Genomic DNA, 26,465 nt, shown 5'->3' with positions numbered 1-26,465 from the left:
GAATAACCGGTGCCTGCCGTATTGTGTCGCAGCAACCCAAACCAACATCTGGGGTCGGCCCCTTAGGGTCCGACCCCGGTCATTGCCGTTGGGTTCAATTATCAATGACGGAAGTGACGCGTGCCCGTGTAAAGCATCACGACGCCGCGCTCGTCCGCCGCATCGATCACTTCCTGGTCGCGCATGGAGCCGCCCGGGTGGATGACGCAGGTTGCGCCCGCGTCGACGACGACGTCGAGGCCGTCGCGGAACGGGAAGAAGGCGTCCGACGCCACGACGGAACCCGTCAGCGACAGGCCGGCGTTTTGCGCCTTGATGGACGCGATGCGGGCCGAGTCGATACGGCTCATCTGGCCTGCGCCCACGCCCAGGGTCATGTTATTGCCGCAGAAGACGATGGCGTTCGACTTGACGAATTTCGCCACTTTCCAGGCGAACATCAGGTCGGCCAGTTGCTGCGGCGTTGGCTGCAGCTTGCTGACCACACGCAAGTCGCCGATACCGACGTTTTTCGCATCCGGCGACTGCACCAGCAAGCCGCCACCGACGCGCTTGAAGTCCATGGCGTGCACGCCTCCGCCCAGCGGGATTTCCAGCATGCGCACGTTTTGCTTGCTCGACAGAATCTGTTTCGCTTCCGCGGAGAACGACGGGGCGATCAGCACTTCGACGAACAACTTGGCGATTTCGCCGGCCGTGGCCCCATCCAGTTCGGTATTAAACGCGATGATGCCGCCGAATGCCGAGGTCGGGTCCGTCTGCAGGGCGCGCGCATACGCTTCCGCCGCATTTTTGCCCAGGGCGACGCCGCATGGATTCGCGTGCTTGACGATGACGCAGGCGGCGCTTTGCTCGAAACCGCCCATGCTCTTCACACATTCCCAAGCAGCATCGGCGTCGGCGATGTTGTTATACGACAATTCCTTGCCTTGCAGCTGGCGGTAGTTGGCCAGCGCGCCATCGGTGGTGACCAGGTCGCGGTAGAAGGCGGCGCTCTGGTGCGGGTTTTCACCGTAGCGCATGTCTTGCACTTTTTCAAAGGCAACGTTCAAGATTTGCGGATAGGCGCCGCGCTCGGCGTGCACTTTCGTCGGACCCAGGCTGGTCAGGTAGTTGGTGATGGCGCCATCGTATTGCGCCGTGTGCGCAAAGACTTTTTTCGCCAGCATGAACTTGGTATCGTAGCTGACGTCGCCTGCCTTGCCGTCGGCCGCACGCATTTCCGCCAGCACCACGTCATAGTCGGTCGGGTCGCAGATGACAACCACGTCCTTGTGGTTCTTGGCTGCCGAACGCAGCATGGTCGGGCCACCGATATCGATATTTTCGATCGCATCTTCCAGGGTGCAATCGGCCTTGGCGACCGTGCCCTGGAACGGGTACAGGTTGACCACCACCATGTCGATGGTCGGCATGTCGTGCTCGACCAGTTTCGACATGTGCTCAGGGAAATCGCGGCGCGCCAGGATACCGCCGTGCACTTTCGGGTGCAGGGTCTTCACACGGCCATCGAGCATCTCCGGGAAACCCGTGTAATCGGCAACTTCCGTGACGGGAACACCGTTGTCAGCCAGCAATTTTGCGGTGCCGCCCGTGGACAGGAGGTTGACGCCGAGGGCGGACAGGGCGCGGGCGAATTCGAGAACGCCGGTCTTGTCGGAAACGGAGAGGAGAGCTTGTTTGATCATGGCTGTGGCTAGGTGGTTAAGTGTTCTTGGCGAATGGCGCAGGCCCGGTGCCGGGCTGCGGCGGATTCAAATCTTGGCGTCACTTGCATGCCGGCATTACAGCAAACCGTGCTCCTGCAATTTCTTGCGCAGGGTATTGCGGTTGATGCCCAGCATCTGCGCGGCGTGCGACTGATTGCCATCGGCGCGTGTCATCACGACTTCCAGGATGGGCTTTTCCACGGTCAGCACGACCATGTCATAGATATTCGATGCTTGCTGTTCGCCCAGGTCATTGAAGTAATCTTCTAGACTTTTCTGTACGACTTCCTGAATGCTTTCTTTGCTCATTTTTATGCTTCAACCGGCTGAACACCTGGCAATCCGGCGCCGCGCCGCCCATGCGGTCCGCGTGCTGCCCTCTTGCCTCGGTGTTGTAATTAATATTGCATGACGCTCTGTATAGGCGCTCGCCCTTGTACTGCTGATCACTCTTGCTTGTCACTATTGCTTATAACTTATATCACTGCCTTGCTATCTGCTCATGCTGCCGTGGCCACAGGTTTGATCACATCGATCAGGCCACTTTCACTGGATTCGGAGAGGCGGTATTGTAACCGTTCGCCAAATTTCCATTGCGACTCAAAAAATTGATCGACGGCCAGCAATTGCGCGTCCGTCGATTCCAGCAAGTTCATTTGCTGGCGAAACGCTTCGCCGCCTTCCAGATCCTTGACATACCAGCCAATGTGCTTGCGTGCCGTGCGCACGCCGAGGAATTCGCCATAAAACGCGTAATGGGCGCGCAAATGCTCGTCCATCAGGGTGCGCACTTCATCCACGTACGGCGCCGGCAGCAAGGTGCCGGTGCGCAGGAAATGGTCGATTTCACGGCAAATCCACGGCCGACCCTGCGCCGCGCGGCCGATCATGACGGCATCGGCGCCCGTTTGATCCAGCACAAAGCGGGCCTTTTCAGGGCTGGTAATGTCGCCGTTAGCCACCACGGGGATGCCCACCGATGCTTTCACGGCGGCAATCGTTTCATATTCGGCATCGCCCTTGTAGCCATCGGCGCGCGTGCGGCCGTGCAAAGTCAGCATCTGGATGCCAGCTTGCTCGGCGATGCGGGCGATGGTCAGGGCATTCTTGTTGGAACGGTTCCAGCCCGTGCGGAATTTCAGGGTGACGGGCACATCGACGGCATTGACGACGGCGTGCAATATCTTTTCGACGAGGCTTTCATCTTGCAACAGGGCCGAACCGCACCAGCTGTTGCACACTTTTTTGACGGGGCAGCCCATGTTGATGTCGATGATCTGCGCGCCCCGGTCCACATTGAACTTGGCGCAGTCGGCCAGGTCTTGCGGATCGGCACCGGCGATCTGCACGGCCTTCGGCTCCATTTCGCCTTCGTGGTCCGTGCGGCGCGAGCTTTTTTCCGTCGCCCACAGGCGCGGATTCGACGCCGCCATTTCCGACACGGCGTAGCCGGCACCCAACTGCTTGCACAACTGGCGGAAAGGCCGATCCGTCACACCCGCCATGGGAGCGACGAAAACGTTGTTGCGCAGAATGTGAGGGCCGATTTGCACTGAAGAACCTGGAATGGACGGAGGAACCTGCTATTTTAACCGATTCCCTGCCTAATTAATAAGCACTATTTTTTTGCTTCAGTGCGCTTGGGCGGGCGCCGCGCTTGTGCAGCACAGCAAAACAGGGGCTCGGCGAGCCCGTCCGTCGGTTCGCCCGGCTCTTAGCCCAGCTCGTCCATCGCGGGCGCGCTCAAGTGTTCGATATTTCCCCAATGCACCAAATGCAGCTTGCCTTCCGCGTAAGAAAAGCGGTTGACGCTGGCATTTTTGACCTGGAAGTCGCGCGGACTGTCGAGCGTCATGCCGACCGCCTCGCGGTAGGCGCATTCGAGCACGCCGCCGTGGGCGACGATGGCGATCGTCTGGCCGTCATATTTCCCGGCCCAACGGGCGATGGCACCGTTCGCACGCGCATAGAACTGGCGGAAACTTTCGGCCTGGCGCTCGCCCGACGGCATCACGGCATCGATCTGGCGCGATTGCCACTGTGCATATTCGTGCGGATAGCGCGCGGCAATGTCCGCATACAGCAAGCCTTCGAAGGCGCCATAGCAGCGCTCGCGCAGCAAGGAATCCGTTTGCACGGGCAAATCTTTCACATCGGCCACGGCTTGCGCCGTCTGCTGCGCGCGCTGCAGATCGCTGGCGATAATGGCCGCCAGCGGTTCGTCCGCCAGCGCCTGCCCCAGCGCCTCCGCTTGCGCCAGGCCCGCCTCGTTCAGCGCGATGTCGATATGGCCCTGCAGGCGGCGGCCCGCATTCCAGGCCGTCTCGCCATGGCGTATCAGTAAAATCGTGGTGCTCATGCGTTATTTCTTCAGGGTAAGTGCCAATTCGGGGTTAAGCGAATAGGCGACGACGAGCTGGGCTTCGTCGAGGATGTGGCCGTACAGGGCTGCATGGGCTTGCTGCCCCGTGAAACGCTCGGGCAGCGCCAGGCGCGGCACGTCGAGCGCGTACAGGCGAAAAATATAATGGTGGATGCGCTCGTCATTCCACGGCGGGCACGGGCCATCATAGCCGTAATAGTCCCCGGCCATGGCGGCATCTCCGGCAAACCAGGCCGTATAGTCGTTGAGGCCCTGGCGCAGTGGCAACGCACCGCCGCTGGCGGCAGGCTTGCCGCGCGGCGTGATGCCGCTGGAAAACTCACCGGCGGCAATAACCCGCATGGCCAGGGGAATATCAAGCAAGCTCCAGTGATAAAAGTCGCCGCGCGGCGCCGTCAGCGGCAGCGATTGGTCATCGCGGTTGGCCAGGCTGGCGTCTTGCGGCGCATCGGGGTCGATGCAGAACAGGGCCAGCGACTCGGTGCCGTTAGGCACCTCGTCCCAGGCCAGATGAGGATTGCGGTTGCCGGCGAGGCGCACGCGGCTGGCCGGATCGATCTCGGCAAAGGCATGGTCGGCCGGCATCAGGCCGCCATCACGAAACGTCTCGCTCCACAATTTCATCGCTTGCTCCTCTTTATATTTTTTAGTTATTGCTTTGCGTTTACCTGCAGCCAGAAGGTGACGGGCCCGTCGTTCGTCAGCGACACCTGCATGTCGGCGCCGAACTGTCCCGTTTGCACGGTCGCGTGGCGGCTGCGCGCCTGGTCCACGAAATGCGTGAACAGGCGCAAGCCGTCCTGCGGCGCGGCCGCCGGCGTAAACGACGGGCGCGTGCCGGACTTGGTGTCGGCCGCCAGCGTAAACTGCGGTACCAGTAGCAAGCCGCCGGACACGTCCGTCACGCTGCGGTTCATCTTGCCCGCCTCGTCGGCAAACACGCGATAGCCCAGCAGTTTTATAAGCAGGGCGTCCGCTTCCTTCTCCGTATCGCCCCGCTCCGCGCACACGAGCACCATCAGGCCGGCATCAATGGCGCCGATGGTGGCGCCGGCCACGTCGACCTTGGCCTGCGTAACGCGCTGCAGCAGCGCGATCATGCCGTCAAGGTGACGCGCGCAAAGCTGCGCTTGCCAACTTGCAACACGAACTGGCCAGCCGCCACTTGCAAGCCCTTGTCGCTGATGACGGTGCCGTCGATGCGCACGCCGCCCTGGTCGATCTTGCGCATGGCTTCTGACGTCGATGGGCACAGGCCCGCTTGCTTGAGCAATTGCGGGATGCCAAGCGGGGCGCCAGCCAGCGTCACTTCCGGGATATCGTCGGGGATGCCGCCCTTCGAGCGGTTGACGAAGTCGGCCAGCGCCTCTTCCGCCGCCTGCTGCGAGTGGAAGCGGGCAACGATCTCTTGCGCCAGCGCAACCTTGGCATCGCGTGGATTGCGGCCTTCCTCGACTTCGCGCTTCAACTGGGCCAGTTCGGCGATCGAGCGCCACGACAGCAGCTCGTAGTAGCGCCACATCATGACGTCGGAAATGCTCATCAGCTTGGCGAACATGGTGTTGCCCGGTTCCGTGATGCCGATGTAGTTATTCTTCGACTTGGACATTTTTTCCACGCCGTCCAAACCTTCCAGCAGAGGCATGGTCAAAATACACTGCTGCTCCTGTCCGTACTGCTTTTGCAGTTCGCGGCCCACCAGCAGGTTGAACTTCTGGTCCGTGCCGCCCAGTTCCAGGTCCGACTTCAGGGCCACCGAGTCGTAGCCCTGCATCAGCGGGTACAGGAATTCATGCACGGAAATAGGAATGCCGCCCTGGAAGCGCTTGGTGAAATCGTCGCGCTCGATCATGCGCGCCACCGTGTAGTGGGAAGCGAGCTGGATGATGCCGCGCGCGCCCAGCGGATCGCACCACTCGGAGTTATAGCGGATTTCGGTCTTGCTGGCGTCCAGCACCAAAGATGCTTGCGCGAAATACGTCATCGCGTTAATCTCGATCTGTTCCTTGGTCAACGGCGGGCGCGTGACGTTGCGGCCCGAAGGGTCGCCGATCATGGACGTGAAGTCGCCGATGAGGAAAATGACTTGATGGCCGAGGTTTTGCAGCTGGCGCATCTTGTTCAGCACGACAGTGTGGCCCAGATGCAAGTCGGGGGCAGTCGGGTCCAGGCCCAGTTTGATGCGCAGCGGAACACCGGTTTTCTCGGAGCGGGCTAATTTTTGCGCAAATTCGCTTTCGATCAAGAGTTCGTCGACGCCACGCTTGGTAATCGCGAGGGCTTCTTGTACTCTGTCCGACAGCGGAAGCGCGGTCTGAGCGGCGTTAGCCTTTGTAGGCGATGCGGTGGTGTTGATTTCCATAAAATTTGACTGTAGATCTCAAAATGGTAGTAGGTTTGCGGAGTTTGCTATAATGCTCGATCCCATCAATCTTGCCGTATGAAAACGAACCAAAATAACAATAACAAAGAGCATTAGTTCAGGTCACGTTCAAGGGCAAATTTTAACTGATTGCATGAACCCTATACATAAAATCACAGGCTCACGCTTGTACACACAGCTGACGACGACACGCAAGGCACGCATTATCGGTGCCTCCGCAGTGCTGCTCGCCGTGGCCGCCTTCGGCGCGGTCGCTGTGTCGCCCATGGCGCCCGACGCATCGGACTTGCCGGTCACGTCCATCGCCCAGAACCTGGAAATGCCTGATCTCGCCTCGCAAATTTCCGCGATGGAACAGGTAGACCAGAATTTCACCCACGAAGAAAAAGTCCGCGCTGGCGATACCCTCGCCACCCTGCTGACCCGTCTCGGCGTGGATGATGCGGCGGCCGCCAATTTCATTAAAACCGACAAGATCGCGCGCGGCGTGATGTTGCTGAAATCGGGCAAGCGCGTGCAAGCGCAAACGTCCGAAAACGGCGACCTCAACTGGATGCGCGCCACGCTCGTCGACGGCACGGACAAATCGGTCAAGAACATCCTGATCACCCGCAAGGGCGACAAGTTCGTGGCCACGGAAGTAGCTGCCCAGCTGGAACGCCGCGTTGAAATGCACGCGCGCAAGATTACTTCCACCCTCTTCGCCGCCACCGACTCCAGCCTGGACGGCACCCGCCTGCCAGATTCGATTTCCGCGCAAATCGTGGAAATGTTCTCCACCAATATCGACTTCCGCTCCGACCTGAAGCGCGGTGACTCGTTTAATGTTGTCTACGAAACATTCTGGCAAGATGGCGAATTTGTCCGAGCGGGCCGCATCCTGGCCGGTGAATTCACCAACCGCGGCACGACTTACCAGTCCGTTTGGTTCGAAGACCCAGCCAGCAAGCAAGGCGGCGGTTACTACAGTTTCGACGGCAAGTCCCTCAAAAAAGCCTTCCTGAAATCCCCCCTCGAATTCTCCCGCATCTCGTCCGGCTTCTCCATGCGCGTGCACCCGATTTCCGGCAACTGGAAAGCGCACAAGGGCATCGATTTCGCTGCAGCAACGGGCACCCCTATCCGCGCTTCGGGCGATGGCGTGGTCGATTCCGTCGGCAGCCAAAACGGCTATGGCAATGTTGTTGTCCTGAAACACTGGGCCAACTATTCCACCGCCTACGCGCACATGAGCCGCTTTGCTTCGGGCCTGAAAAAAGGTCAAAAAGTCAGCCAGGGCGATGTGATTGGCTACGTCGGCACCACCGGCTGGTCGACGGGCGCCCATTTGCACTATGAATTCCGCGTCGGCGGCGTGGCACAGGATCCAAGCAAACTGAACGTACAAGCCCAGGCCCCGTTGACGGCCGCCGAGCTGAGCCGTTTCCGCATGGTGTCGGCTGACATGATGCACCGCTTCACGCTGCTGCGTCCGAACGACACGGCACTGGCTGCGCGCTAAGCAACACTGCCTTCGGGCAACATATAAAGAAAGGCACCGCCCATGCAAATGGCCGGTGCCTTTGTTTTTCCCCGTGCGCTTCTGCGGCCGGCACAAATGCGGCACAATGCACCTCACCACTTACGCATTCAAGGAATACCCCATGCTGTATATCGGTTTAATGTCAGGCACCAGTCTCGATGGCGTCGACGGTGCGCTGGTCGACTTTTCCGACGAGGGCACGCGCAGCCTGGGCGACGCGTACATTCCCTTTCCCGCCAGCCTGCGCGCCGACCTGATGGCGCTGCAAAGTGCGGGCCAGAATGAAATCGAACGCGAAGCGCTGGCGGCAAACCGACTCGTGCGTCATTACGCCGATTGCGTCGCCATGCTTCTGAGCAACGCGGGTATCGGCCCGGACGCCATCGCTGCCATCGGCGCGCATGGCCAGACCATCCGCCACCGCCCGGAGCTGGGCTTTACGCGTCAGCTGAACAACCCGGCCCTGCTGGCCGAACTGACGGGCATCGACGTCATCGCCGACTTGCGCAGCCGCGACGTGGCCGCCGGCGGCCAGGGCGCGCCGCTGGTGCCCGCCTTCCACCAGGCCATCTTCAATCTGCCGGGCCACACGCGCGTGCTGGCCAATATCGGCGGCATCAGCAATATCAGCGTGCTGCACGCGGACGGCACGGTGACGGGCTACGACACGGGTCCCGGCAATGCATTGATGGATGGCTGGGTCTTGCAGCACCTGGGCCAGCCCTACGACGCCGACGGCGCCTGGGCCGCCACGGGCCAAGTCTTGCCCGCGATGCTGGCGGATTTGCTCAACGATCCCTATTTTGACTTGCCTGCGCCGAAAAGCACGGGACGCGACCTGTTCCATGCCGACTGGCTGGGCGCCAAGCTGGCCAGCTATCCGCAAGCCAAGCCAGCCGACGTGCAGGCGACCCTGACCCAGCTGACGGCCGCCAGCCTGGCGCACGCCATCCTGCGCGACGGCGCACGGGCGGAAACCGTGTATGTGTGTGGCGGCGGCGCGCAGAACGCCAGCCTGATGGCGGCGCTGGCCCATGAATTGCCGGGCATGGCGGTGGCATCGACGGCAGCATTGGGCGTGGCGCCCAGCCAGGTCGAAGCCTTGGCGTTCGCCTGGCTGGCCTGGCGTTTTAACCAGCGCAAGCCGGGCAACTTGCCGGCCGTGACGGGTGCGCAGGGCTTACGCGTACTGGGCGCGCTGTATCCGCGCTGAGCCGGCGTAGAAACACAAATAGCGGATCAACGATCCGCTATTTTCTTGCTTGCCCAGTTTAGTGCTTAAACGGAGAAAGACGAACCGCAACCGCAGGTAGACGTCGCCGTTGGGTTTTTGATCACGAACTGCGCGCCTTCCAGGTCATCCTTGTAGTCGATTTCCGCGCCGACCAGGTACTGGTAGCTCATGGAATCGATCAACAGCTGGACGCCGTTCTTGACCATGGTGGTGTCATCTTCGTTGACGATTTCATCGAAGGTGAAGCCATACTGGAAACCGGAGCAGCCGCCACCCTGCACGAACACGCGCAATTTCAGGTCGGGATTGCCTTCTTCTTCGATCAGCTGCGCGACTTTTTCGGCGGCGCTATCGGTAAAGATAATAGGGGAAGGGATCACATCTTGCATTTCAGCGACGGCATTCATATCAGGCACTCCTACTAGAAAACATTAAGTCATTATAGACTGTTGGCGCAACTCGCGCTGCGGCCGCCGCTGATGCGGCTGGACGGTGTTGTTCCTGCTCACATTTCCGATACGGCCAGGTGCAGCACGGGGTCAGCGCTGTCGTGGCGACTCAGCTTGCCTTGCACCAATGCGCCGCTGTGCATTTCCAGCACTTTGTAATAGACCTCTCCTACAATGCGGGCTTTTGGCTGGATTTCAAGCATTTCCGACACATACACGGGGCCATTGATCTCGCCGCTGACGACCAGGCTCGAACAGCGCACTTCGCCATCGATGCGGCCCGCCTCGCCCAGCACCACATACGTGGGCTCGCCCGGCTCGCCCGTGACGTTGCCGCGCACATGGCCATCGATGCGCAAGCCGCCGCAAAACAGCAGGTCGCCCTCGATCCGCGTGGAAGCGCCGATCAGGGTGTCGATGGGGTTTTTCGCATTGCGCTCGAACATGAACGTCATCCTGTCGGGGTACGTGGCAGTCCAATTTATCACAGGTCCGGCAAAAAGGCGCCGGACCCGCGCAAGCAGCGGCGCCGATAATTACGGCAACAGGGCGATATGTTGCAAACCGGCCGTTTCTTTCAAGCCAAACATCAAGTTCATGCACTGCACGGCCTGGCCCGACGCGCCCTTGACCAGATTGTCCTGCACCACCAGCACGATGACGGTATTGCCGCCTTCGGGACGGTGCAAGGCCAGGCGCAGCATGTTCGAGCCGCGCGTGGAGCGGGTTTCCGGGTGCGCACCGAACGGCATCACGTCGACGAAAGGCTCATCCTTGTATTGCTCTTCGAATAAGGATTGCAATTCTTCATTGCTGACATCCTTGTTCAGCTGCGCGTACAGGGTCGAATGCATGCCGCGGATCATCGGCACCAGGTGTGGCGTGAAGGTCAGCGCCACTTTCTCATCCGTGAAACGCTGCAATTGCGCCGTCGTTTCCGGCAGATGGCGGTGGCCGGCCACGCCATAGGCCTTGAAGCTGTCGCTGCTTTCCGAAAACAGGATGCCGATTTCCGCCTTGCGGCCGGCACCCGACACGCCCGACTTGCAGTCGGCGATCAAGCCGCCCGCGTTGACCAGGCCAGCCTTGAGCAGCGGATAAAAGCCCAGCTGCATGGTGGTCGGGTAGCAACCTGGGTTGGCGATCAGCTTGGCTTGCTTGATGTCTTCGCGGTTCAGTTCCGGCAAGCCATACACGGCCTGTTCGATCAGCTCGGGAGCCGTATGGGGAATCTTGTACCACTGCTCGAACTTGGCCTGGTCTTTCAGGCGGAAATCGGCAGCCAGGTCGATGACTTTCACGCCAGCGGCCAGCAAGGCTGGCGCTTGCGCCATAGCAACACCATGCGGAGTGGCAAAGAAGACCACGTCGCACTGCTCCAGATTCGCCTTGTCCGGCGAGGAAAATGCCAGTTTCACATGGCCACGCAGGGAAGGATACATGTCAGCAACGGGCAAGCCATCTTCCTTGCGCGAAGTAATCGCCGTCAACTCGACATCTGGATGGGTAGCGAGCAAGCGCAGCAACTCCACGCCCGTATATCCAGTGCCGCCGACGATGCCAACTTTGATCATGTTCTTTCCTTGTGTATAGATTGCATAAGATTGCATAAAGAAGAGGGGAAACGCTCCCCCTGCGGGTTTTCGCGTATTTTACAGCGCAACGGCGCATCCCGCTGAAATGCAAAAAAGCCGCGGGACCGAAGTCCAGCGGCTTTTCGACCAGCACCCCGGAAGGTGCTGTAGCGTAGAAATTAACGCTTCGAGAATTGCTTTGCGCGACGTGCTTTGCGCAGACCAACTTTTTTACGCTCGACTTCACGTGCATCGCGGGTAACGAAGCCGGCTTTCGCCAGTTCCGGTTTCAACGCTGCATCGTAGTCGATCAGAGCGCGGGTGATGCCGTGACGAACTGCACCAGCCTGGCCCGACTCACCGCCGCCATGGACGTTGACTTTGATGTCGAAACGCTCGACATTGCCGGTCAGTTCCAGTGGTTGACGGATGACCATCAGACCCGTTTCGCGCGAAAAGTATTCGTTTGCTGGTTTGCCGTTAACAACGATCAAGCCTGTGCCAACTTTGATAAAAACCCGAGCCACTGCACTTTTGCGACGGCCGGTTCCATAATTGTAATTACCGATCATGTCAGTTCCTTAGAGAACAAGTGCTTTAGGTTGCTGAGCAGCGTGCGGATGGGAACCTTCCGCGTACACTTTCAGCTTCTTGATCATTGCGTAGCCGAGTGGGCCTTTAGGCAGCATGCCTTTGACCGCTTTCTCAAGCGCGCGACCTGGAAAACGCTGTTGCATTTTCTGGAAGTTGGTTTCGTAGATGCCGCCTGGATAGCCAGAGTGACGGTAGTAAATTTTCTCAGTAGCTTTGGTACCGGTCACACGCAGTTTGCCTGCGTTGATGACGACGATGAAGTCGCCGGTATCGACGTGAGGAGTAAATTCTGGTTTGTGTTTGCCGCGCAGTCGGAGTGCCACTTCGCTGGCAACACGTCCGAGGACTTTGTCCGTCGCGTCAACCACGAACCAATCGCGCTGGACTTCATGTCCTTTAGCGGAAAATGTTTTCATGTTGACTTCCTAATAGATTACACGCTCAAATGGTGGTTCCGCCGATGCTGCCGTGCGGACTCTGCCTTATTTACTTTTCCTGAGCGAACGGAAAGCCGACAAGTATAAGCGGCTTTGCCTTGCCGCGTCAAGCCGCAATCGAGGCCGGCTGCGGGCCGGCGGGCGGCACATGGACAGGCATTCCTCTATTACAATACAAAACGCTTACAATTTTCGGAGAGTACGATGGAATGCAAAGTCAGCTGGAATGGCCCGTCGGGCATGAGTTTTCGGGCAGAAACGGGTTCCGGCCACCTGGTGACCATGGATGGCGCGCCCGATGGCGGCGGCCACAACCTGGCGCCACGCCCCATGGAAATGGTCTTGCTGGGCACGGGCGGCTGCACCGCCTATGACGTGGTGCTGATCCTGAAACGCGGGCGCGAAGCCGTCAGCGGCTGCGAAGTGACCCTGAAGGCCGACCGCGCCGACACCGACCCGAAAGTATTTACCAAGATCCACTTCCACTTCACCGTGCGGGGCAAGGCCCTGAAACCGACGGCCGTGGAACGGGCCGTGGCCTTGTCGCATGACAAATATTGCTCGGCGTCGATCATGCTGGCGAAGACGGCGGAAATCACCCATTCCTTCGAGATCATCGAAGAGTAGGTCGGATTAGCGCGCCAGCGCGTAATCCGACAACACCGCCGACGCCAGCAATGTTGTCGGATTACGGCCTGCGGCCTAATCCGACCTACAAGTAATACGCGGTTTTCGTCATCACCTTCCCCATGATGCCCATCAGCGCCTTCACGGGCGCCGGGGTATCGATGGCGCCCAGTCGCTGGGCGGCGGCGCCGTGCTCCACTTCGTCGATGGCCATCTGCTTGACGATGGCGCGCGACTTGGCGTCCTGCGGCGGCAATTCCTGCAAGTGACTGGCCAGGTGCGCTTCCACCTGGCGTTCCGTTTCCACCACAAAACCCAGGCTGCGGCCGTCGCCCATGCGCGCGGCGATGGTGCCCAGCGCAAACGAACCCGCATACCACAGGGGATTGAGCAGGCTCAGACGCGAGCCCAGCTCCGTCAGGCGCTGCGCCGTCCAGGCCAGGTGGTCTTCCTCTTCGCGTCCCGCTTCGTCGAACTGGGCGCGGATGGCCGGGCTGTGCGCATAGCGCGCCTGCGAGTTGTACAGGGCTTGTGCGCACACTTCGCCCACATGGTTGACGCGCATCAAGCCGGCACTGTGGCGCTGCTCGGCCGGGCTCAGCTCCGCATCGGGCGCATGCGCGGCCGGCGTGGGGCGCGAGGCCGAGGCCACGCCCGCCATGACGCGCAGGGCCTTGTCGGCGCCAACAATCAAACGATCCAGGGGGTCAAAATGGCGGTTCGCGGTCATCGTGGCTATTCATGTAAGGGAAAACATGAATTATAGGACGATCAGGGCCAGCCGTCCCCACGCTGCGCACAGGGTGAACGGGGCTTTATTGACTTGTGCGCGCTTTTTCCTGCTCGATCCAGTCCACCACGGGGCCGACGGCATCCAGGCCGGACAGGCTTTTCGCCACGCCCAGGTTCAGTGAAATCAGGAAAGAAATGCTGTCGACGGGGATGTCCGGGCAGTATTCGGCAAACGCGGCGCGAAAACGCTCCGATTGCAGCACGCGCAAGACTTTCTCGCCGCTCATGAATTGCAGCACGCTGGCGATGCTGTGCCCCCCACCTATCGAGTGGTAGATAAAACGGTTGTACTTCGCGTCAATCTGCTTGAAATCGAGGGTTTCCTCCGTCATCAGGCCGGCCAGGTAGTACAGCCCCAGGCTGACGCGGAAGAAACCGATGGCTTCGGCGCTGGTCATGCCGGCGCGCGCCACGGCCAGTACCTTGTCCTGCATCGCCTGATCGATCGTTTGCATTGCGCTCTCCCGCGCCGTCCGCCGGCGCCCACCGGGCCAGCTTGCATGAAGATGCTGTTTTTTTCAATAGACCAAACGATATTTCCACCTTGCAAGTTACATTTTTTGCATGCTACTCTCGTTCTTCACCGTCAAATGGATGAAGCACATGATTGAAGTCAAGCACCTGGCAAAACGTTTTCGCCTGCCGCCCCATAAGGGCAAGGGCGTGCACGTCAGCGATCCGCGCGAACATGAAGGCTGGTTTCACGCCGTACGCGACGTCAGTTTCAGCTGCGCCCCCGGCGAAGTGCTGGGCCTGCTGGGCCCGAATGGCGCCGGCAAGACCACCACCCTGCGCCTGCTGTCGACGGCCTTGCAAGCGGACGCGGGCAGCGCCCTCGTCAACGGCGTAGACGTGCTGCGCCAGCCGCTGGTGGCGCGCCAGAGCATCGGTTTCCTGTCCGGCTCGACGGGGCTGTACGGTCGCCTGACGGCGCGCGAGAACGTGGAATATTTCGGCCGCCTGCATGGCATGCCGGCCGACAAGCTGAAACGCCGCTGCGACGAACTGTTTGCACTTCTGCAGATGGAAGAATACGGCGGCAAGCGGGCCGATCAGTTGTCGACGGGCATGAAACAGAAGTGCGCGATCGCCCGCACCGTCGTGCACGAGCCGCAGGTGGTCATCCTCGACGAACCGACGACGGGCCTGGACGTGATGTCGGCCAAGATCCTGCTCGACTTCATCGCCAGCTACAAGGCGCTGCGCGTGCCGCTGATCTTTTCCACGCACCACCTGCACGAGGTGGAAAAGCTGTGCGACCGCGTCTGCATCATCAACCGCGGCACCACCGCCTTCAATGGCACGGTCAACGAACTGCGCCACCTGGGCGGCAGCGCGGACTTGTACGACGCCTTTGTCAGCGTCATCAACCAGGGAGCCTGAGCCATGTGGACCATTTATCTGAAAGAGTTGCTGGAACTCACGCGCGACCGCAAGACGCTGATCTTCACCATCCTCATCCCCATCTTTGCAATGCCGCTGATCTTTGGCGGCTTCGCCTATGTCTCCAACAATATGTTCAAGAATGCCAAGACGGCGGAAATGCGCTACACGCTGTTCGGCAAAGACCATTCGCCGGGCTTGAGCGCGCGTTTTACCCAGCAGCACAACCTGCGCGAAGTGCCACTGGCCAGCGAGGGCGATATCCGCCGCGCCATCGGCGACGACACCATCAAGTTTGCCGTCGTCATTCCGCCCCGGTTCGAAGAGGCGCTGCAGCAACAGCAACAAGCGAAGGTGGTACTGCACTACAACAGCGCCAGCACCGTCGACGTGACCCAGCAGCGGGTGCGCGAGATCGTCGAAACCTATAACGCCAGCCTGCGCGAAGGGACGCTGTCTGCCCTGAACCTGAGTCCTGCCCAGCTGGCCTTTGCCCTCAATCCTATCGTGCTCGACAAGCAATCGACGGCCAACGAACGCGAGCAGATGGGCGCCATCGTCGGTGGCATGCTGCCCTATCTGCTGCTGATGGTGTGTCTGACGGCGGCAATGTACCCGGCCATCGACCTGGGCGCCGGCGAAAAGGAGCGGGGCACCCTGGAAACCCTGCTACTGGCGCCCGTGCCGCGCAGCGCCATCGTGCTGGCCAAGTTCCTCGTGCTGTTTACGGTCGGCATGACCTCGGCCGTGCTGATGGTGGGCAGCATGGGCGCCCTGCTGGCCATCTTCGGCAGTTCGCTGGAAGGCAACATGGCCGTCATGGTGCGCAGCATCGGCTTGCCCGACCTGGCCATGGTGACCCTGATGCTGGTGCCGACCGCCGCCATCTTCGCCTCGCTGCTGCTGTCGATCTCGATCTACGCGAAAAGCTACAAGGAAGCGGCCGGCATGATCACGCCATTGATGCTGTTCGTCATCCTGCCCACGGTGGCGGCCATGCTGCCCGGCGTCGAGCTGAACTGGATGTGGGCCATGGTGCCGCTGACCAATGTGTCGCTGGCCATGAAGGAACTGGTCAAGGGCACCATGGATTACCGCATGTTCGGCGTGATCCTGGCCTCGACCACGGTGATCGCGGGCGCCCTGCTGATGCTGTGCCGCTGGTGGTTCAACCGGGAATCCGTATTGTTCCGCAACTAGACACGCCAGCCAGGGTGAAGCGGGGTGCCGTCCACCCCTCCCATCTGCACTCTGGCCACGCGAAAATGCCGTGTATCGCATGTAACTGCCCAGTACGTCTTAAATTCAATACAATGCCAGCATAGAGAAGCCCTGCACCATCGGGCTGCAACGCATGAGTTAGGAGTTGTATGGAATTGCAGATTCGCAAATTGTCGAAGACCTACGCGAATGGCGTGGCGGCGCTGGATAACGTGTCGCTGACGATACCGCCTGGGATGTTTGGCTTGCTGGGCCCGAATGGCGCCGGCAAGTCGACCCTGATGCGCACCCTGGCCACCTTGCAGGAATGCGATTCCGGCTCCATCTTCTTCGGCGACTACGACGTGCTCGACGACAAGGACGAGATCCGCCGCATGCTGGGCTACCTGCCGCAAGACTTCGGCCTGTACCCGAAAGTGACGGCCTACGAACTGCTCGACCACTTCGCCACCTTGAAAGGCTTGTCGCAGCGGGCGCGCCGGCGCGAGGTCGTCGATGGCCTGTTGCAGCAAACCAATCTGTTCGACGTGCGCCACCAGCGCCTGGGCAGCTTTTCCGGCGGCATGCGCCAGCGCTTCGGCATCGCGCAAGCCCTGCTGGGCGACCCGAAACTGATCATCGTCGACGAACCGACGGCCGGCCTCGACCCGCAGGAGCGGGTGCGCTTCCATAATCTGCTGTCCGACATCGGCGAAGACAAGACGGTGATCCTGTCGACCCATATCGTGTCCGACGTGGCCGACCTGTGCGCCAACATGGCCATCATCAACAAGGGCCATTTGCTGCTGTGCGGCAAGACCCAGGAACTGATCGACGAAGTCAGCTGCAAGATCTGGGCGCGTTTCGTCGAGAAGAAGGAGCTGGCCAGCTTCCAGCAGCGCCACGCCGTCATTTCCACGCGCTTGCTGTCGGGCCGCACCTTGATCCACGTCTACAGCGACGACGACCCGGGCGACGGCTTCGAGGAAGCCATCGGCGACCTGGAAGACCTGTATTTCGCCACCATTGCCGGGCGCCACCGCGTCGCCCCGCAGTGCGACTGAGGGGACGGCCATGCTTGCCATCGCCCGCTTTGAAGCGCGACAGCGGCTCAAGCTGCTGTCCACCTGGGTGTATTTCGCCATGTTTCTGGCGCTGGCCATGCTGTGGATGGCTGCCGCCGGCGGCGTCTTCAAGGAAGCGAGCATCAGTTTCGGCGGCAAGTTCCTGATCAACGCGCCCCGCTCGCTGGCGTTCACGTGCAGCCTGCTGGGCTGCTTCGGCGCCGTGGTGGTAGCCGCCATGATGGGCCGCTCGGTGCAGCAGGATTTCGAATACGGCATGCAGCATTTCTTCTTCAGCGCGCCGATCAGGAAATACCAGTATGTTTTCGGCCGCTTCCTCGGCGCCTACCTGGTGCTGGCCGTGGTGTTTTCCAGCATCGTCATCGGTGCCTGGCTGGGCGCCTGGCTGCCCGGCATCGATCCGGAACGGCTGGGGCCACAACGGGCGCTGGCCTACCTGATGCCGTATGTGTTTACGCTGCTGCCCAACCTGTTCATCTTCGGCGCCATCTTCTTCGTCATCGCGGCCCTGACGCGGCGCATGCTGCCTGTGTACATCAGCTCGGTGGTCATGCTGATCGGCTACCTGGTGGCCCCGTCGCTGGCGCGCGACCTCGACTACAAGACCCTGGCCGCCCTGATCGATCCTTTCGGCACCACGGCGCTGATACGCCTGACGGAATACTGGCCAAACGCGGAGCGCAACACGCGCCTGGTGACCTTGGAAGGCGTGTACCTGCTGAACCGCGCCATCTGGTCCGGCTTCGCCCTGGTGGCCTTGCTGCTCGGCTACTGGCGCTTCCAGTTCCACGCCACGACGGACGCGGGCGCCGGCAAGCGCCGCAGCGAGGGCGACGTCCCGCTGCGCCTGTCGAACGCTTCGCTGTCCACGCAGGAAACACCAGACTTCGCGCAGCGCAGCCTGGCCGCCCTGCTCGTCAAGATGAGCTGGCTGAACTTGCGCGAAACCATCAAGAACATCTATTTTGTCGTCATCGTGCTGGCCGGCGTGCTGACCATGTATGCGGGCGCGCTGGACATGGGCTCCATCTACGGCACGAATACCTATCCGGTGACGGAAAAGGTGCTGGACATGGTCAACGCTTCGTTCGCCCTGTTCATGCTGATCATTACCACCTTCTACGCGGGCGAGCTGGTGTGGCGCGAACGGGAAGTGGGCACGTATCAGATGCTCGACGCCCTGCCCGTGCCGAACTGGCTGCCCCTGCTGTCGAAACTGTTTGCGCTGGTCGGCCTGCAAGCTCTGCTGAGTCTGGTCATCATGCTGTGCGGCATGTCGATTCAGGTCTTCAAGGGCTATTACCGCCTCGACCCCGGCCTGTACCTGGAATCGCTGTTCCTGTCGCACTTGCCGTCCTACGCGCTGATCGCCGTGCTGGCCATCTTTTTGCAGGTATTGATCAATCACAAGTACCTGGCGTATTTCGCCATGATTCTGTACCACATCGCCAGCATCAGCTTTTCCTCGCTGGGCCTGGGCGACCCGCTGCTGCTGTATGGCAACACGCCGGACATCGTGTATTCGGCCATGAACGGCGCCGGCCACTATCTGTTGCGCGAGCGCTGGTACTTGCTGTATTGGAGCGGCGCGGCCGTCATGCTGACGGTGCTGTCCCTGCTGTTCTGGCCCCGCGGCGCGCAGGATAGCTGGCGCATCCGCCTGCGCCTGGCGCGCCATGGCCTGACGCACGGCGTACTGGCCAGCTTTGCCGGCGGCGCCCTGCTCTTCCTCGGCGCCGGCACGGTGCTGTTCTACGTCTTCCACGTGGCCAACGATTACAAGTCCGAATTCACCCGCGATGCGGACCGCGCCAGTGTCGAGCGCCAGTACCGCAAGTTTGCCGCCACGCCGCAGCCGAGAATCACCGACGTGAAACTCGACGTGGCCATCTATCCGGCGCAGCGCACCCTCGCCGTCACGGGCCGCTATGTGCTGCAAAACAAGACCAGCCTGCCGATCAGCCACATTTTTGTGCAGCAAGACCCGACCTCCACCATGCGCCTGCGTTTTGACGCGCGCGTGCATCCCGGCCTCGATGATGGGAAGCTGGGCTTCTACAGCTACCGCCTGGCCGCGCCACTGGCGCCGGGCGCTACCCTGGGCCTCGATTTCGACGTCCGCTATGCGCCGCGCGGCATCTTCGGCCTGGGCCAGGACACGCCCGTGGTCGCCAACGGCACCTTCTTCACGAATGCCGTGCTGCCGCACATCGGCTACCAGGCGCAGCAGGAATTGACGGATCCGCGCGACCGCAAGAAACACGGCTTGCCCGCGCGCGAACGGGCCTTGCCGCGCGACGATGCGAAGGGATTGGCCGACAATTACGTCAGCAACGATGCCGACCGCATCAACTTTGACGCCACCGTCAGCACCATCGACGGCCAGACGGCCATCGCGCCGGGCATGCTGGACAACGACTGGATCGCCAAGGGCCGCCATTACTTCCACTACACGATGGAGCAGCCGATCCTGAATTTCTACGCGTTCCAGTCGGCCCGCTACGCCGTCAGGCACGAACGCTGGCAAGACGTGGCCATCGACGTGTATTACCACCCGGGCCATGAATACAATCTGGACCGCTTCGTGCGCGGCAGCAAGGAAGCGCTCGAGTACTACACGAAAAACTTCGGCCCTTATCAGCACAAGATCCTGCGCATCGTCGAGTTCCCCCGCTACGCCACGTTTGCGCAATCGTTCCCGAACACGATACCGTACTCGGAAGGGCTGGGCTTCATCGCCAAGGTGGATGACAAGAACCCGAAAGATATCGATTATCCGTTCTACGTCACGGCGCATGAAGTGGCGCATCAGTGGTGGGCGCATCAATTGGTGGGCGGCAATACACGCGGCGCTACCGTGCTCAGCGAAACCCTGGCCGAATATTCGGCCCTGATGGTGATGAAGAAAACCGTGGGGCCGGCCAAGATGCGCCGCTTCCTGCGCTATGACCTGAATCAATACCTGATGGGGCGCAGCGAAGAGCGCAAGAAGGAATTGCCGCTGGCCGAGAATGAAAACCAGGCGTATATCCACTACAACAAGGGTAGCCTGGCCATGTACTTGCTGCAAGACATCATCGGCGAAGACAAGGTCAACGGCGTGCTGCGCGACTTGCTCAAGACCTATGGCCAGAAAGGCCCGCCGTATGCGAGCGTGACAGCCCTGATTGCCGGCTTGCGCCAGGTCGCGCCACCCGAGCAGGCTTACCTGATCGACGACCTGTTCGAGAAAATCGTGCTGTTCGACAACCGCGCCCTGTCGGCCACGGCCACGAAACGCAGCGACGGCAAGTACGCTGTCACCATCAAGGTGCAGGCGAGCAAATTGACGGCCGGCGAACAGGGCGAGGAACACGACGCGCCCCTGCACGACTGGATCGAGATCGGCGTCGACGACGCGAATGGCCATCCGCTGCTGCGCGAACGCCTGCGCATGGCGAAGCGCGAAGCGAGCTATACCGTCATCGTCGGCAGCCGCCCCGACAAGGCGGGCATCGATCCCGACAACAAGCTGATCGACCGCAAGCCGGACGACAATATGGTCACCGTCGACATCGCCGAAGCATGACAAAAAATGGCCACCCTGAACAGGTGGCCATTTTTTAAGTGTCAGGCGCTCATCAGGCTGCGGCGGAACGCGTTACCAGACTCAGGCTGATGCCCATTTCCGTCAGATGCTGCATGTCGGCCAGCGAGAGGTCGAGCGGCGCATCGAGCGTATCGTCGCCATTCAACTCCAGTTGCAGTTCGGCCACGATGCGCGGCATGCTGAAGCTGACGCCGCGCGAGCGGCATTCGGCCAGGTAGCTGCGTATGCGCGAGGGCAACACTTGCGATTTGGATGCCTGCGCGATCAGCACCTCGAAGCCGGAATCGAGATGCACGCGGCCCGCGCCCTTCGCCTCGCCCTTGCGCCATTGCCGCTCCGGATCGGTGGGCAAGACTTCAAGGATGGATTTGAGCGTGGGGTCGTCCCCATGCACCGACAGCTTCGCCATATTCATATTGCAAGACTTTCTAGTCAGGGCGCCGCCAGGAAGACGGCGCGATCATCAGACCGACAAGTCTACGCATGGGCGGCAAATATGTCCATACGGCAATATTTGGTATTCATCTCTAATTTGTGCTGGATCAACAACAGGCGGAACCAGCTTGTTCCGCCTGCAATACACGCTTACAGGGTCACGCCACGCGCCTGCAGGGCGGCGCGCACGCCGGCGCCGTAGGCGGCATCGGCCCGGTCGAAGTGGCCCAGCTGACGCTGCAGGGTTTCCGCGCGCACCTGGCTCAAGGGACCGGCCAGGTTATCGAACAGGTTCTGCTTGGCCTGTGCCGACATCAAACGGAACAGATTGCCGGCCTGCGTAAAGTCGTCTTCCACGCCGCGGCCATCGTAGCGCGCCGCGCCGCCATCGAGCGCCAGCGCCCCCTCGCCGTGGCCCAGGCCTTGCGGTTGCGTGCCCGCCGCCGCCACGTTCGCATAGTTGCGCGCCGCGCCGCCATTGTGGATCGCCATGCCGCCGTCGCGCTGCTGGTTATGGAAGGGGCAGCGGGCCGCATTCACGGGCAGATGCTGGTGATTCGTGCCGACCCGGTACAACTGGGCGTCGTGGTAGGCGAACAGCCGGCCTTGCAGCATCTTGTCCGGCGAGTATCCCATGCCCGGCACGGCGTTGGCCGGCGAAAAGGCCGCCTGCTCGACTTCCGCGTGGTAATTGTCCGGGTTGCGGTTCAGCTCGAAGATGCCTACCGGCAGCAGCGGGAAGTCCGCATGCGGCCATACTTTCGTCAGGTCGAACGGGTTCCAGCCCGTACGCTGCTCCCATGCATCGAGCTGCTCCTGCGTGGCCACCTGCAGCTTGACTTCCCACTGGGGGAAATCACCGCGTTCGATGGCGCCGAACAGGTCGCGCTGGGCGTAATCGGGGTCGGCGCCGGCCAGGCGGCCCGCTTCCGCGGCAGGCAGATTCCTGATGCCCTGGCGCGTCTTGAAGTGCCATTTCACATACACGCGCTGGCCGTCGGCATTGATCAGGCTATACGTGTGACTGCCGAAGCCATCCATGTGGCGGTAGCCATCCGGCGTGCCGCGGTCCGAGAACAGCATGGTGACCTGGTGCAGGCTTTCCGGCGCATGGCTCCAGAAATCGAACATCATCTCGGCCGATTTCAGGTTGCTTTGCGGATCGCGCTTTTGCGTGTGGACGAAATCGGGGAACTTGATCGGGTCCTTGATGAAGAACATGGGCGTGTTGTTGCCGACCAAATCCCAGTTGCCCTCTTCCGTATAGAAACGCACGGCGAAGCCGCGCGGATCGCGTTCCGTGTCTGCACTGCCGCGTTCGCCGCCGACGGTGGAAAAACGCGCAAAGGTGGCCGTCTGCTTGCCCACTTCACTGAACAGCTTGGCCTTGGTATGGCGCGAGATATCGTGCGTGACGGTAAAAGTGCCGTAGGCGCCCGAACCTTTTGCGTGGACGACGCGCTCGGGGATGCGCTCGCGGTTGAAATGCTGGAGTTTTTCGATCAGGTGGAAGTCTTGCAGCAGCAGCGGGCCACGGGGACCGGCGCTGATGGAATTCTGGTTGTCGGCGACGGGGATGCCCGAGGCGGTACTGAATGGCGGCTGTTGGCTCATGCTGCTTTTCCTTCGTTGTTGACTAATGGAGCCAGTGTAACGAGGTCAACAACAAAGGAAAAGTTAATTGATTTTATCGAATCGATAGCTATTTACAATGCGCACCCTTGCGCATCGCACACGCCACCCAGTTGCGCCTGCAACTTCGCGGGCTGGCCCAAAAAGCCGCCGATATCGATCACGGACAGCTTGCCGCTGCCATCGTCGAGCACGAACGTGGGAAAGCCCTGCCCGCCCACCTGCGCCAGCAAGGCGCGGCTGGCATCGATATGCCGTTGCGTGACAGCGCCCGCCTGTTGCGCATACGCGGCCTGGAATGCCGTCCCATCCATGCCCAGCTCTTGCGCCAAGGTCACCAGCACGGGCACGTCGGCAATGCGCAAGCCGTCCACGTAATGGGCGCGCTGCACGCGCTGCAGCATGTCCAGGCCCTTGCCGGCCAGCGATTCGGCCGCCAGGATGGCCGTGATCGGCGGTTCGGAATCCAGCATGGCCGTCGTGTCGTTCAGCAAGCCATCGATATAGGCGTCGCCAAACGGCTGGCCCGACAATTGCTCGATGCGCCGGTCGTGCGGCAGCACATAGCCGCGCCAGGCGGGCGTGATCTGGCGGCGATTACTGCCCGTCATCATGCCGCCGCCGTGAAACGCCACCGTCAGTCCGGGCACGGCGCGCGCCGCCTCGACCAGCGGCGCGGCGCCGTAGCACCAGCCGCACAGGGGGTCGAAAATGTAATGCAGTGTGGGCATGCTTGACTCCTTGTTGCCGCTTACCATTTCATTTCGCCCTTGGCCACCTTGGCGCTCGTTTCCAGGGCGCCATCAAGGCCCAGCTTCGGATAGCGCATTTTCATCGCTTCGATCAGGGCGGCCGAATTGGCGGCCTTGGCCGTTTCCGCTTCAAACGTCACCAGATAGTCGCGCGTAAAACTGATGCTGTCCGGCGTCAGGGGCGAACCCACCTTGAAATGACCGGGCACGACGGTGACGGGTTTCAGGGCGGCGATACCGTCCAGTGTCTTGAGCCAGTCCTGGCGCGATTGCAGGCTTTGCGTATCGGCTGTCCATACGTGCAAGTTGCCAAACAGCACCACGCCACCGACGACGGCCTTGATCGATGGAATCCACACATAGGTGCGCGCTGGCGTCGGGCCGGCGATGTCCAGCGACTGGCCTTCCAGGCTGATGCGCTTGCCTTGCAACGCTTCGGGAATGACGATGCTTTTCGGCGCATTGTCTTTCAGGATCGGCCCCCAGTAGCCGACCTTGGCGTCGGCCTTGCGGCGGATTTCCGCGACTGTTTCCGGCGTGGCAACGATTTTCGCCTGCGGGAAAGCGGCCTTGATCACATCGAGGCCAAAGTAAAAATCGGGATCGCTGTGGCTGATGTACACGGTCGTCAGTTTCTTGCCGCTGGCACGGATCTTCTCCACCAGCTTTTGCGCTTCGGCGCGCGAGAATTGCGCATCGATCAGCACGGCGTCATGCTTGCCCGCAACCAGCACGGAAGCGACAGGGAAGATGGCCGCTTCGCCCGGGTTGAAGACTTCCAGGGTCAAGGGAGCGCTGGCGGCGGCCGACGCGGCGCCGGCGGAGAACAGGGTGGAAACAAGAACGCTGCTGATGGATTTGGAGAACATGCTGTGCCTTCACAAAATGATTGGGATGCATGCATCTTACGTTGCTCAATCCGGTAGAAAAACCCGTTAAAGCGCAATAGTTTGTTGCTTATTTCGGATGAATAGACAGCTGCCGCGCCAATGCATGCAGCCATTGCCCCGCCAGCGCGCCATCCCACACGAGCAGCACCTGTTCGCTGCAATCGACGCTGCCGGCCAGCTCGACCTGCAGCAAATCATGCGCGCGCACGGCGAAGTCGGGCAGGTAGGCCAGCGCCCGGCCGGACTGCACATAGCCCAGCAGAAGCTGCACGTCGTCGCTCCAGTAGCGGATGGTGCGCCCGGCCACCCCGCGCCAGGCATCGGCGTGGCGGCCCCGCTCCTCGCCGCACAGCAGGGAGTGGGCAGGGCTGGCAAACGCGTGCGGCAAGACGTCCTGCATGGCGCAGCGCACGGATGCGCAGGCTGCCGGCACGCCGCGCGCCAGCACATGGCCGCGCCCGGCCGCCAGCAGCATGCGCATGCTGCCCAGCGCCGTGCTGTGCCAGGTGGCAGGCCAGTCGGCGCCGCGCTGGGCGATGGCGTCCTGCGTCACCAGTGCCGCATGGCAATCGCCGCGCGCCAGGGCCGCCAGCGCCGCATCCTCGAAAGCCGGTTGCAAACGCAAGCTGGCCTGCGGATAGGCGTCCAGCGCCGCCGCCAGGGTCTCCGCGTGGCGCCACAGCAGCAAGGCAGGGCCGGCGATGCGGCCATCGATGGCGCCCCGTTCGCCCATCACGTCCAGGCGCGCCTGTTCGGCCAGCGCCAGCAAGGTGCGCGCACGCTCGAGCAGCAAACGGCCGCTGTCGTTGAGCAGCAATTGCTTGCCGCTCCGGTCAAACAGGGGCGCGCCCATGTCCCCCTCCAGGCGGCGCAAGGCTTTCGACACGGCCGATGGCGTCAGGTGCAATTCCAGCGCCGCCGCGCCCAGGGTCGGCTGGCGCGCGGCGCTGCAAAACACGCGCAGGTCGGCAAGGCTCATGTGCATGATGATTTCCAAATGGGACACGAAAGGTGAAAAATGGTTGCTGTACCGTGCATGATACCGCCCCTATCATCCTGGTATTAAAACTCATCACGTCCTCACATGCTACGTTTCTTCCTTCCCGCCCTGCTCCTGATGTTGTCCAGCCTCGCCCACGCCGCGCCCCCGACCTGGGGCCTGCACGGCATGGTGCTGTTTGGCGGCAAGCAAGGGCTGTATGCCTCGCACCTGCCGATGTTCCATGCGCCGCACGATTACCAGGTGGTGCTGCAAGTGCGGCTGGCCGACCCCGCCCTCGATGCGCGGCTGCGCCAGCAGCTCGATGGCCGTACGGCGCTGTGGACCCTCGAACCGGAACATTTCGAGCTGGCGCGCTTGCTGCCCGCCGCGCCGCTGCCGCTGCGCCAGTTCCGCGCGACGGTGATGCGCGGGCACTTCGAGAAGGCTGGAAAAGCCGAAGCCGGCTACGGCACTGCCGCCATCATCGTCGAGCGCGTCCTGCTGATGCGCCAGCTGTCGCCGGCACCCGCCGCGCACGCCAGCGCGCGCTATCTGCAGGTGGGAGACGGCACGCAGCGCTTCCTCGTCAAGCGCATCGACAGCCGCCCCGATTTCGAACATATCGTCGCCTGGACCAGCCCTGCGCAGGCGCCGCATGGCGACATCGTGGCGGCCAAGCGGGGCGTGCAGGAAACCCCGGCCGCCAGCTTGCAAGCGGCCTTGCGCGCGCAGCTGGGAACAACGGCACGCTTGCGCGGCACGGTGTACTTTTCCACCGAGGACGTGCGCTAAAACAACACGCCAGGCGGACGC

The 26,465-nt window shown here is 61.5% G+C and carries 27 protein-coding genes; 8 read left to right on the top strand and 19 right to left on the bottom strand.

Annotated elements, in window-relative coordinates:
- Nucleotides 1–101: 101 nt before the first annotated feature.
- The 7 genes from purH to tyrS all read right to left on the bottom strand — a co-directional run bounded on the left by purH (nucleotide 102) and on the right by tyrS (nucleotide 6,454).
- The gene (gene purH / locus LSO07_RS05055) at nucleotides 102–1,688 is read right to left on the bottom strand and encodes a bifunctional phosphoribosylaminoimidazolecarboxamide formyltransferase/IMP cyclohydrolase (RefSeq protein WP_151092635.1); all 1,587 of its coding nucleotides are present in this window, start codon (nucleotides 1,686–1,688) and stop codon (nucleotides 102–104) included.
- 96 nt (nucleotides 1,689–1,784) lie between these two features.
- Nucleotides 1,785–2,018, bottom strand: coding sequence for a helix-turn-helix domain-containing protein (locus LSO07_RS05050; protein WP_008445162.1), 234 nt, complete (start codon nucleotides 2,016–2,018; stop codon nucleotides 1,785–1,787).
- Between the two features lie 191 nt (nucleotides 2,019–2,209).
- Nucleotides 2,210–3,214 carry a tRNA dihydrouridine synthase DusB gene (dusB, locus tag LSO07_RS05045; protein WP_034784773.1) on the bottom strand — a complete coding sequence of 335 codons (1,005 nt, stop codon included), beginning with the start codon at nucleotides 3,212–3,214 and terminating at the stop codon, nucleotides 2,210–2,212.
- 209 nt (nucleotides 3,215–3,423) lie between these two features.
- Nucleotides 3,424–4,068 (bottom strand): histidine phosphatase family protein, encoded by a 645-nt coding sequence (locus LSO07_RS05040; RefSeq protein ID WP_151092633.1) that lies wholly within the window; start codon nucleotides 4,066–4,068, stop codon nucleotides 3,424–3,426.
- A 3-nt stretch (nucleotides 4,069–4,071) separates the two neighbouring features.
- Nucleotides 4,072–4,716 carry a YbhB/YbcL family Raf kinase inhibitor-like protein gene (locus LSO07_RS05035; RefSeq protein WP_034784769.1) on the bottom strand — a complete coding sequence of 215 codons (645 nt, stop codon included), beginning with the start codon at nucleotides 4,714–4,716 and terminating at the stop codon, nucleotides 4,072–4,074.
- 26 nt (nucleotides 4,717–4,742) lie between these two features.
- On the bottom strand, nucleotides 4,743–5,192 hold the full coding sequence (dtd, locus tag LSO07_RS05030; RefSeq protein WP_151092631.1) for a D-aminoacyl-tRNA deacylase: 450 nt from the start codon (nucleotides 5,190–5,192) through the stop codon (nucleotides 4,743–4,745).
- The gene (tyrS, locus tag LSO07_RS05025) at nucleotides 5,189–6,454 is read right to left on the bottom strand and encodes a tyrosine--tRNA ligase (protein ID WP_034784765.1); all 1,266 of its coding nucleotides are present in this window, start codon (nucleotides 6,452–6,454) and stop codon (nucleotides 5,189–5,191) included. Before tyrS ends, dtd begins: the two co-directional genes overlap by 4 nt.
- A 154-nt stretch (nucleotides 6,455–6,608) precedes the next feature.
- Here tyrS and LSO07_RS05020 point away from each other — a divergent pair, with 154 nt between their 5' ends.
- Both LSO07_RS05020 and LSO07_RS05015 read left to right on the top strand, forming a co-directional pair.
- A complete protein-coding gene (locus LSO07_RS05020) occupies nucleotides 6,609–7,976 on the top strand; it encodes a M23 family metallopeptidase (protein ID WP_034784764.1) in 1,368 nt (455 codons plus the stop codon).
- 142 nt (nucleotides 7,977–8,118) lie between these two features.
- On the top strand, nucleotides 8,119–9,210 hold the full coding sequence (locus tag LSO07_RS05015; RefSeq protein ID WP_151092629.1) for an anhydro-N-acetylmuramic acid kinase: 1,092 nt from the start codon (nucleotides 8,119–8,121) through the stop codon (nucleotides 9,208–9,210).
- 65 nt (nucleotides 9,211–9,275) lie between these two features.
- On the opposite strand, the gene erpA is transcribed toward LSO07_RS05015, so the two are convergent.
- The 5 genes from erpA to rplM all read right to left on the bottom strand — a co-directional run bounded on the left by erpA (nucleotide 9,276) and on the right by rplM (nucleotide 12,264).
- The gene (gene erpA / locus LSO07_RS05010) at nucleotides 9,276–9,638 is read right to left on the bottom strand and encodes an iron-sulfur cluster insertion protein ErpA (RefSeq protein WP_029496047.1); all 363 of its coding nucleotides are present in this window, start codon (nucleotides 9,636–9,638) and stop codon (nucleotides 9,276–9,278) included.
- Between the two features lie 98 nt (nucleotides 9,639–9,736).
- Complete coding sequence (locus tag LSO07_RS05005; RefSeq protein ID WP_034785332.1) at nucleotides 9,737–10,126, bottom strand: bactofilin family protein; 390 nt, start codon at nucleotides 10,124–10,126, stop codon at nucleotides 9,737–9,739.
- Between the two features lie 90 nt (nucleotides 10,127–10,216).
- The gene (argC, locus tag LSO07_RS05000) at nucleotides 10,217–11,254 is read right to left on the bottom strand and encodes an N-acetyl-gamma-glutamyl-phosphate reductase (RefSeq protein ID WP_034784759.1); all 1,038 of its coding nucleotides are present in this window, start codon (nucleotides 11,252–11,254) and stop codon (nucleotides 10,217–10,219) included.
- A 179-nt stretch (nucleotides 11,255–11,433) separates the two neighbouring features.
- Complete coding sequence (rpsI, locus tag LSO07_RS04995; RefSeq protein WP_010393285.1) at nucleotides 11,434–11,826, bottom strand: 30S ribosomal protein S9; 393 nt, start codon at nucleotides 11,824–11,826, stop codon at nucleotides 11,434–11,436.
- A gap of 9 nt (nucleotides 11,827–11,835) precedes the next feature.
- Nucleotides 11,836–12,264, bottom strand: coding sequence for a 50S ribosomal protein L13 (gene rplM / locus LSO07_RS04990; protein ID WP_010393282.1), 429 nt, complete (start codon nucleotides 12,262–12,264; stop codon nucleotides 11,836–11,838).
- A 225-nt stretch (nucleotides 12,265–12,489) separates the two neighbouring features.
- On the opposite strand from rplM, the gene LSO07_RS04985 reads away from it, so the two are divergent.
- Nucleotides 12,490–12,912: an OsmC family protein gene (locus LSO07_RS04985; protein WP_034749235.1), complete on the top strand. Its 423-nt coding sequence runs from the start codon at nucleotides 12,490–12,492 to the stop codon at nucleotides 12,910–12,912.
- A gap of 85 nt (nucleotides 12,913–12,997) precedes the next feature.
- Here LSO07_RS04985 and coq7 read toward each other — a convergent pair whose 3' ends face one another.
- The gene (gene coq7 / locus LSO07_RS04980) at nucleotides 12,998–13,642 is read right to left on the bottom strand and encodes a 2-polyprenyl-3-methyl-6-methoxy-1,4-benzoquinone monooxygenase (RefSeq protein ID WP_034784757.1); all 645 of its coding nucleotides are present in this window, start codon (nucleotides 13,640–13,642) and stop codon (nucleotides 12,998–13,000) included.
- A gap of 85 nt (nucleotides 13,643–13,727) precedes the next feature.
- On the bottom strand, nucleotides 13,728–14,159 hold the full coding sequence (locus LSO07_RS04975) for a hypothetical protein (RefSeq protein ID WP_034784755.1): 432 nt from the start codon (nucleotides 14,157–14,159) through the stop codon (nucleotides 13,728–13,730).
- Nucleotides 14,160–14,307: 148 nt separating this feature from the next.
- Here LSO07_RS04975 and LSO07_RS04970 point away from each other — a divergent pair, with 148 nt between their 5' ends.
- The 4 genes from LSO07_RS04970 to LSO07_RS04955 all read left to right on the top strand — a co-directional run bounded on the left by LSO07_RS04970 (nucleotide 14,308) and on the right by LSO07_RS04955 (nucleotide 20,940).
- A complete protein-coding gene (locus LSO07_RS04970) occupies nucleotides 14,308–15,087 on the top strand; it encodes an ABC transporter ATP-binding protein (RefSeq protein ID WP_070253857.1) in 780 nt (259 codons plus the stop codon).
- Between the two features lie 3 nt (nucleotides 15,088–15,090).
- Entirely contained in the window at nucleotides 15,091–16,287 is a 1,197-nt protein-coding gene (locus LSO07_RS04965) for an ABC transporter permease (protein ID WP_034784752.1), read from the top strand.
- Nucleotides 16,288–16,457: 170 nt separating this feature from the next.
- A complete protein-coding gene (locus LSO07_RS04960) occupies nucleotides 16,458–17,351 on the top strand; it encodes an ABC transporter ATP-binding protein (protein WP_034784750.1) in 894 nt (297 codons plus the stop codon).
- Nucleotides 17,352–17,361: 10 nt separating this feature from the next.
- Nucleotides 17,362–20,940 carry an ABC transporter permease/M1 family aminopeptidase gene (locus tag LSO07_RS04955; RefSeq protein ID WP_151092627.1) on the top strand — a complete coding sequence of 1,193 codons (3,579 nt, stop codon included), beginning with the start codon at nucleotides 17,362–17,364 and terminating at the stop codon, nucleotides 20,938–20,940.
- Between the two features lie 52 nt (nucleotides 20,941–20,992).
- Here the strand turns inward: LSO07_RS04955 and LSO07_RS04950 are convergent, their stop codons facing one another.
- The 5 genes from LSO07_RS04950 to LSO07_RS04930 form a co-directional block, all read right to left on the bottom strand.
- On the bottom strand, nucleotides 20,993–21,376 hold the full coding sequence (locus tag LSO07_RS04950) for a hypothetical protein (protein WP_070253828.1): 384 nt from the start codon (nucleotides 21,374–21,376) through the stop codon (nucleotides 20,993–20,995).
- A 170-nt stretch (nucleotides 21,377–21,546) separates the two neighbouring features.
- Nucleotides 21,547–23,010, bottom strand: coding sequence for a catalase (locus tag LSO07_RS04945; protein WP_151092625.1), 1,464 nt, complete (start codon nucleotides 23,008–23,010; stop codon nucleotides 21,547–21,549).
- A gap of 92 nt (nucleotides 23,011–23,102) precedes the next feature.
- Complete coding sequence (locus tag LSO07_RS04940) at nucleotides 23,103–23,759, bottom strand: DsbA family protein (RefSeq protein ID WP_151092623.1); 657 nt, start codon at nucleotides 23,757–23,759, stop codon at nucleotides 23,103–23,105.
- A gap of 20 nt (nucleotides 23,760–23,779) precedes the next feature.
- Nucleotides 23,780–24,649: an MBL fold metallo-hydrolase gene (locus LSO07_RS04935; protein ID WP_191909586.1), complete on the bottom strand. Its 870-nt coding sequence runs from the start codon at nucleotides 24,647–24,649 to the stop codon at nucleotides 23,780–23,782.
- A gap of 88 nt (nucleotides 24,650–24,737) precedes the next feature.
- Nucleotides 24,738–25,655 carry a LysR family transcriptional regulator gene (locus tag LSO07_RS04930; protein WP_151092621.1) on the bottom strand — a complete coding sequence of 306 codons (918 nt, stop codon included), beginning with the start codon at nucleotides 25,653–25,655 and terminating at the stop codon, nucleotides 24,738–24,740.
- Between the two features lie 99 nt (nucleotides 25,656–25,754).
- Between LSO07_RS04930 and LSO07_RS04925 the strand changes: the two genes are divergently transcribed.
- Nucleotides 25,755–26,444 (top strand): hypothetical protein, encoded by a 690-nt coding sequence (locus LSO07_RS04925; protein ID WP_225317181.1) that lies wholly within the window; start codon nucleotides 25,755–25,757, stop codon nucleotides 26,442–26,444.
- Nucleotides 26,445–26,465: the final 21 nt, after the last annotated feature.

It is taken from the genome of Janthinobacterium sp. PLB04 (genome assembly GCF_021165895.1).
Taxonomy (GTDB): domain Bacteria; phylum Pseudomonadota; class Gammaproteobacteria; order Burkholderiales; family Burkholderiaceae_D; genus Janthinobacterium; species Janthinobacterium lividum.
The sequence above is the reverse complement of the archived record's forward strand: the minus strand, read 5'-3'. Positions and strand labels throughout refer to the sequence as shown.

What these genes read in the sequence shown, in the direction of transcription:
- purH (WP_151092635.1), bottom strand. Translation starts at nt 1,688, where the DNA reads ATGATCAAACAAGCTCTCCTCTCCGTTTCCGACAAGACCGGCGTTCTC.
- LSO07_RS05050 (WP_008445162.1), bottom strand. Translation starts at nt 2,018, where the DNA reads ATGAGCAAAGAAAGCATTCAGGAAGTCGTACAGAAAAGTCTAGAAGAT.
- dusB (WP_034784773.1), bottom strand. Translation starts at nt 3,214, where the DNA reads ATGGCGGGTGTGACGGATCGGCCTTTCCGCCAGTTGTGCAAGCAGTTG.
- LSO07_RS05040 (WP_151092633.1), bottom strand. Translation starts at nt 4,068, where the DNA reads ATGAGCACCACGATTTTACTGATACGCCATGGCGAGACGGCCTGGAAT.
- LSO07_RS05035 (WP_034784769.1), bottom strand. Translation starts at nt 4,716, where the DNA reads ATGAAATTGTGGAGCGAGACGTTTCGTGATGGCGGCCTGATGCCGGCC.
- dtd (WP_151092631.1), bottom strand. Translation starts at nt 5,192, where the DNA reads ATGATCGCGCTGCTGCAGCGCGTTACGCAGGCCAAGGTCGACGTGGCC.
- tyrS (WP_034784765.1), bottom strand. Translation starts at nt 6,454, where the DNA reads ATGGAAATCAACACCACCGCATCGCCTACAAAGGCTAACGCCGCTCAG.
- LSO07_RS05020 (WP_034784764.1), top strand. Translation starts at nt 6,609, where the DNA reads ATGAACCCTATACATAAAATCACAGGCTCACGCTTGTACACACAGCTG.
- LSO07_RS05015 (WP_151092629.1), top strand. Translation starts at nt 8,119, where the DNA reads ATGCTGTATATCGGTTTAATGTCAGGCACCAGTCTCGATGGCGTCGAC.
- erpA (WP_029496047.1), bottom strand. Translation starts at nt 9,638, where the DNA reads ATGAATGCCGTCGCTGAAATGCAAGATGTGATCCCTTCCCCTATTATC.
- LSO07_RS05005 (WP_034785332.1), bottom strand. Translation starts at nt 10,126, where the DNA reads ATGTTCGAGCGCAATGCGAAAAACCCCATCGACACCCTGATCGGCGCT.
- argC (WP_034784759.1), bottom strand. Translation starts at nt 11,254, where the DNA reads ATGATCAAAGTTGGCATCGTCGGCGGCACTGGATATACGGGCGTGGAG.
- rpsI (WP_010393285.1), bottom strand. Translation starts at nt 11,826, where the DNA reads ATGATCGGTAATTACAATTATGGAACCGGCCGTCGCAAAAGTGCAGTG.
- rplM (WP_010393282.1), bottom strand. Translation starts at nt 12,264, where the DNA reads ATGAAAACATTTTCCGCTAAAGGACATGAAGTCCAGCGCGATTGGTTC.
- LSO07_RS04985 (WP_034749235.1), top strand. Translation starts at nt 12,490, where the DNA reads ATGGAATGCAAAGTCAGCTGGAATGGCCCGTCGGGCATGAGTTTTCGG.
- coq7 (WP_034784757.1), bottom strand. Translation starts at nt 13,642, where the DNA reads ATGACCGCGAACCGCCATTTTGACCCCCTGGATCGTTTGATTGTTGGC.
- LSO07_RS04975 (WP_034784755.1), bottom strand. Translation starts at nt 14,159, where the DNA reads ATGCAAACGATCGATCAGGCGATGCAGGACAAGGTACTGGCCGTGGCG.
- LSO07_RS04970 (WP_070253857.1), top strand. Translation starts at nt 14,308, where the DNA reads ATGATTGAAGTCAAGCACCTGGCAAAACGTTTTCGCCTGCCGCCCCAT.
- LSO07_RS04965 (WP_034784752.1), top strand. Translation starts at nt 15,091, where the DNA reads ATGTGGACCATTTATCTGAAAGAGTTGCTGGAACTCACGCGCGACCGC.
- LSO07_RS04960 (WP_034784750.1), top strand. Translation starts at nt 16,458, where the DNA reads ATGGAATTGCAGATTCGCAAATTGTCGAAGACCTACGCGAATGGCGTG.
- LSO07_RS04955 (WP_151092627.1), top strand. Translation starts at nt 17,362, where the DNA reads ATGCTTGCCATCGCCCGCTTTGAAGCGCGACAGCGGCTCAAGCTGCTG.
- LSO07_RS04950 (WP_070253828.1), bottom strand. Translation starts at nt 21,376, where the DNA reads ATGAATATGGCGAAGCTGTCGGTGCATGGGGACGACCCCACGCTCAAA.
- LSO07_RS04945 (WP_151092625.1), bottom strand. Translation starts at nt 23,010, where the DNA reads ATGAGCCAACAGCCGCCATTCAGTACCGCCTCGGGCATCCCCGTCGCC.
- LSO07_RS04940 (WP_151092623.1), bottom strand. Translation starts at nt 23,759, where the DNA reads ATGCCCACACTGCATTACATTTTCGACCCCCTGTGCGGCTGGTGCTAC.
- LSO07_RS04935 (WP_191909586.1), bottom strand. Translation starts at nt 24,649, where the DNA reads ATGTTCTCCAAATCCATCAGCAGCGTTCTTGTTTCCACCCTGTTCTCC.
- LSO07_RS04930 (WP_151092621.1), bottom strand. Translation starts at nt 25,655, where the DNA reads ATGCACATGAGCCTTGCCGACCTGCGCGTGTTTTGCAGCGCCGCGCGC.
- LSO07_RS04925 (WP_225317181.1), top strand. Translation starts at nt 25,755, where the DNA reads ATGCTACGTTTCTTCCTTCCCGCCCTGCTCCTGATGTTGTCCAGCCTC.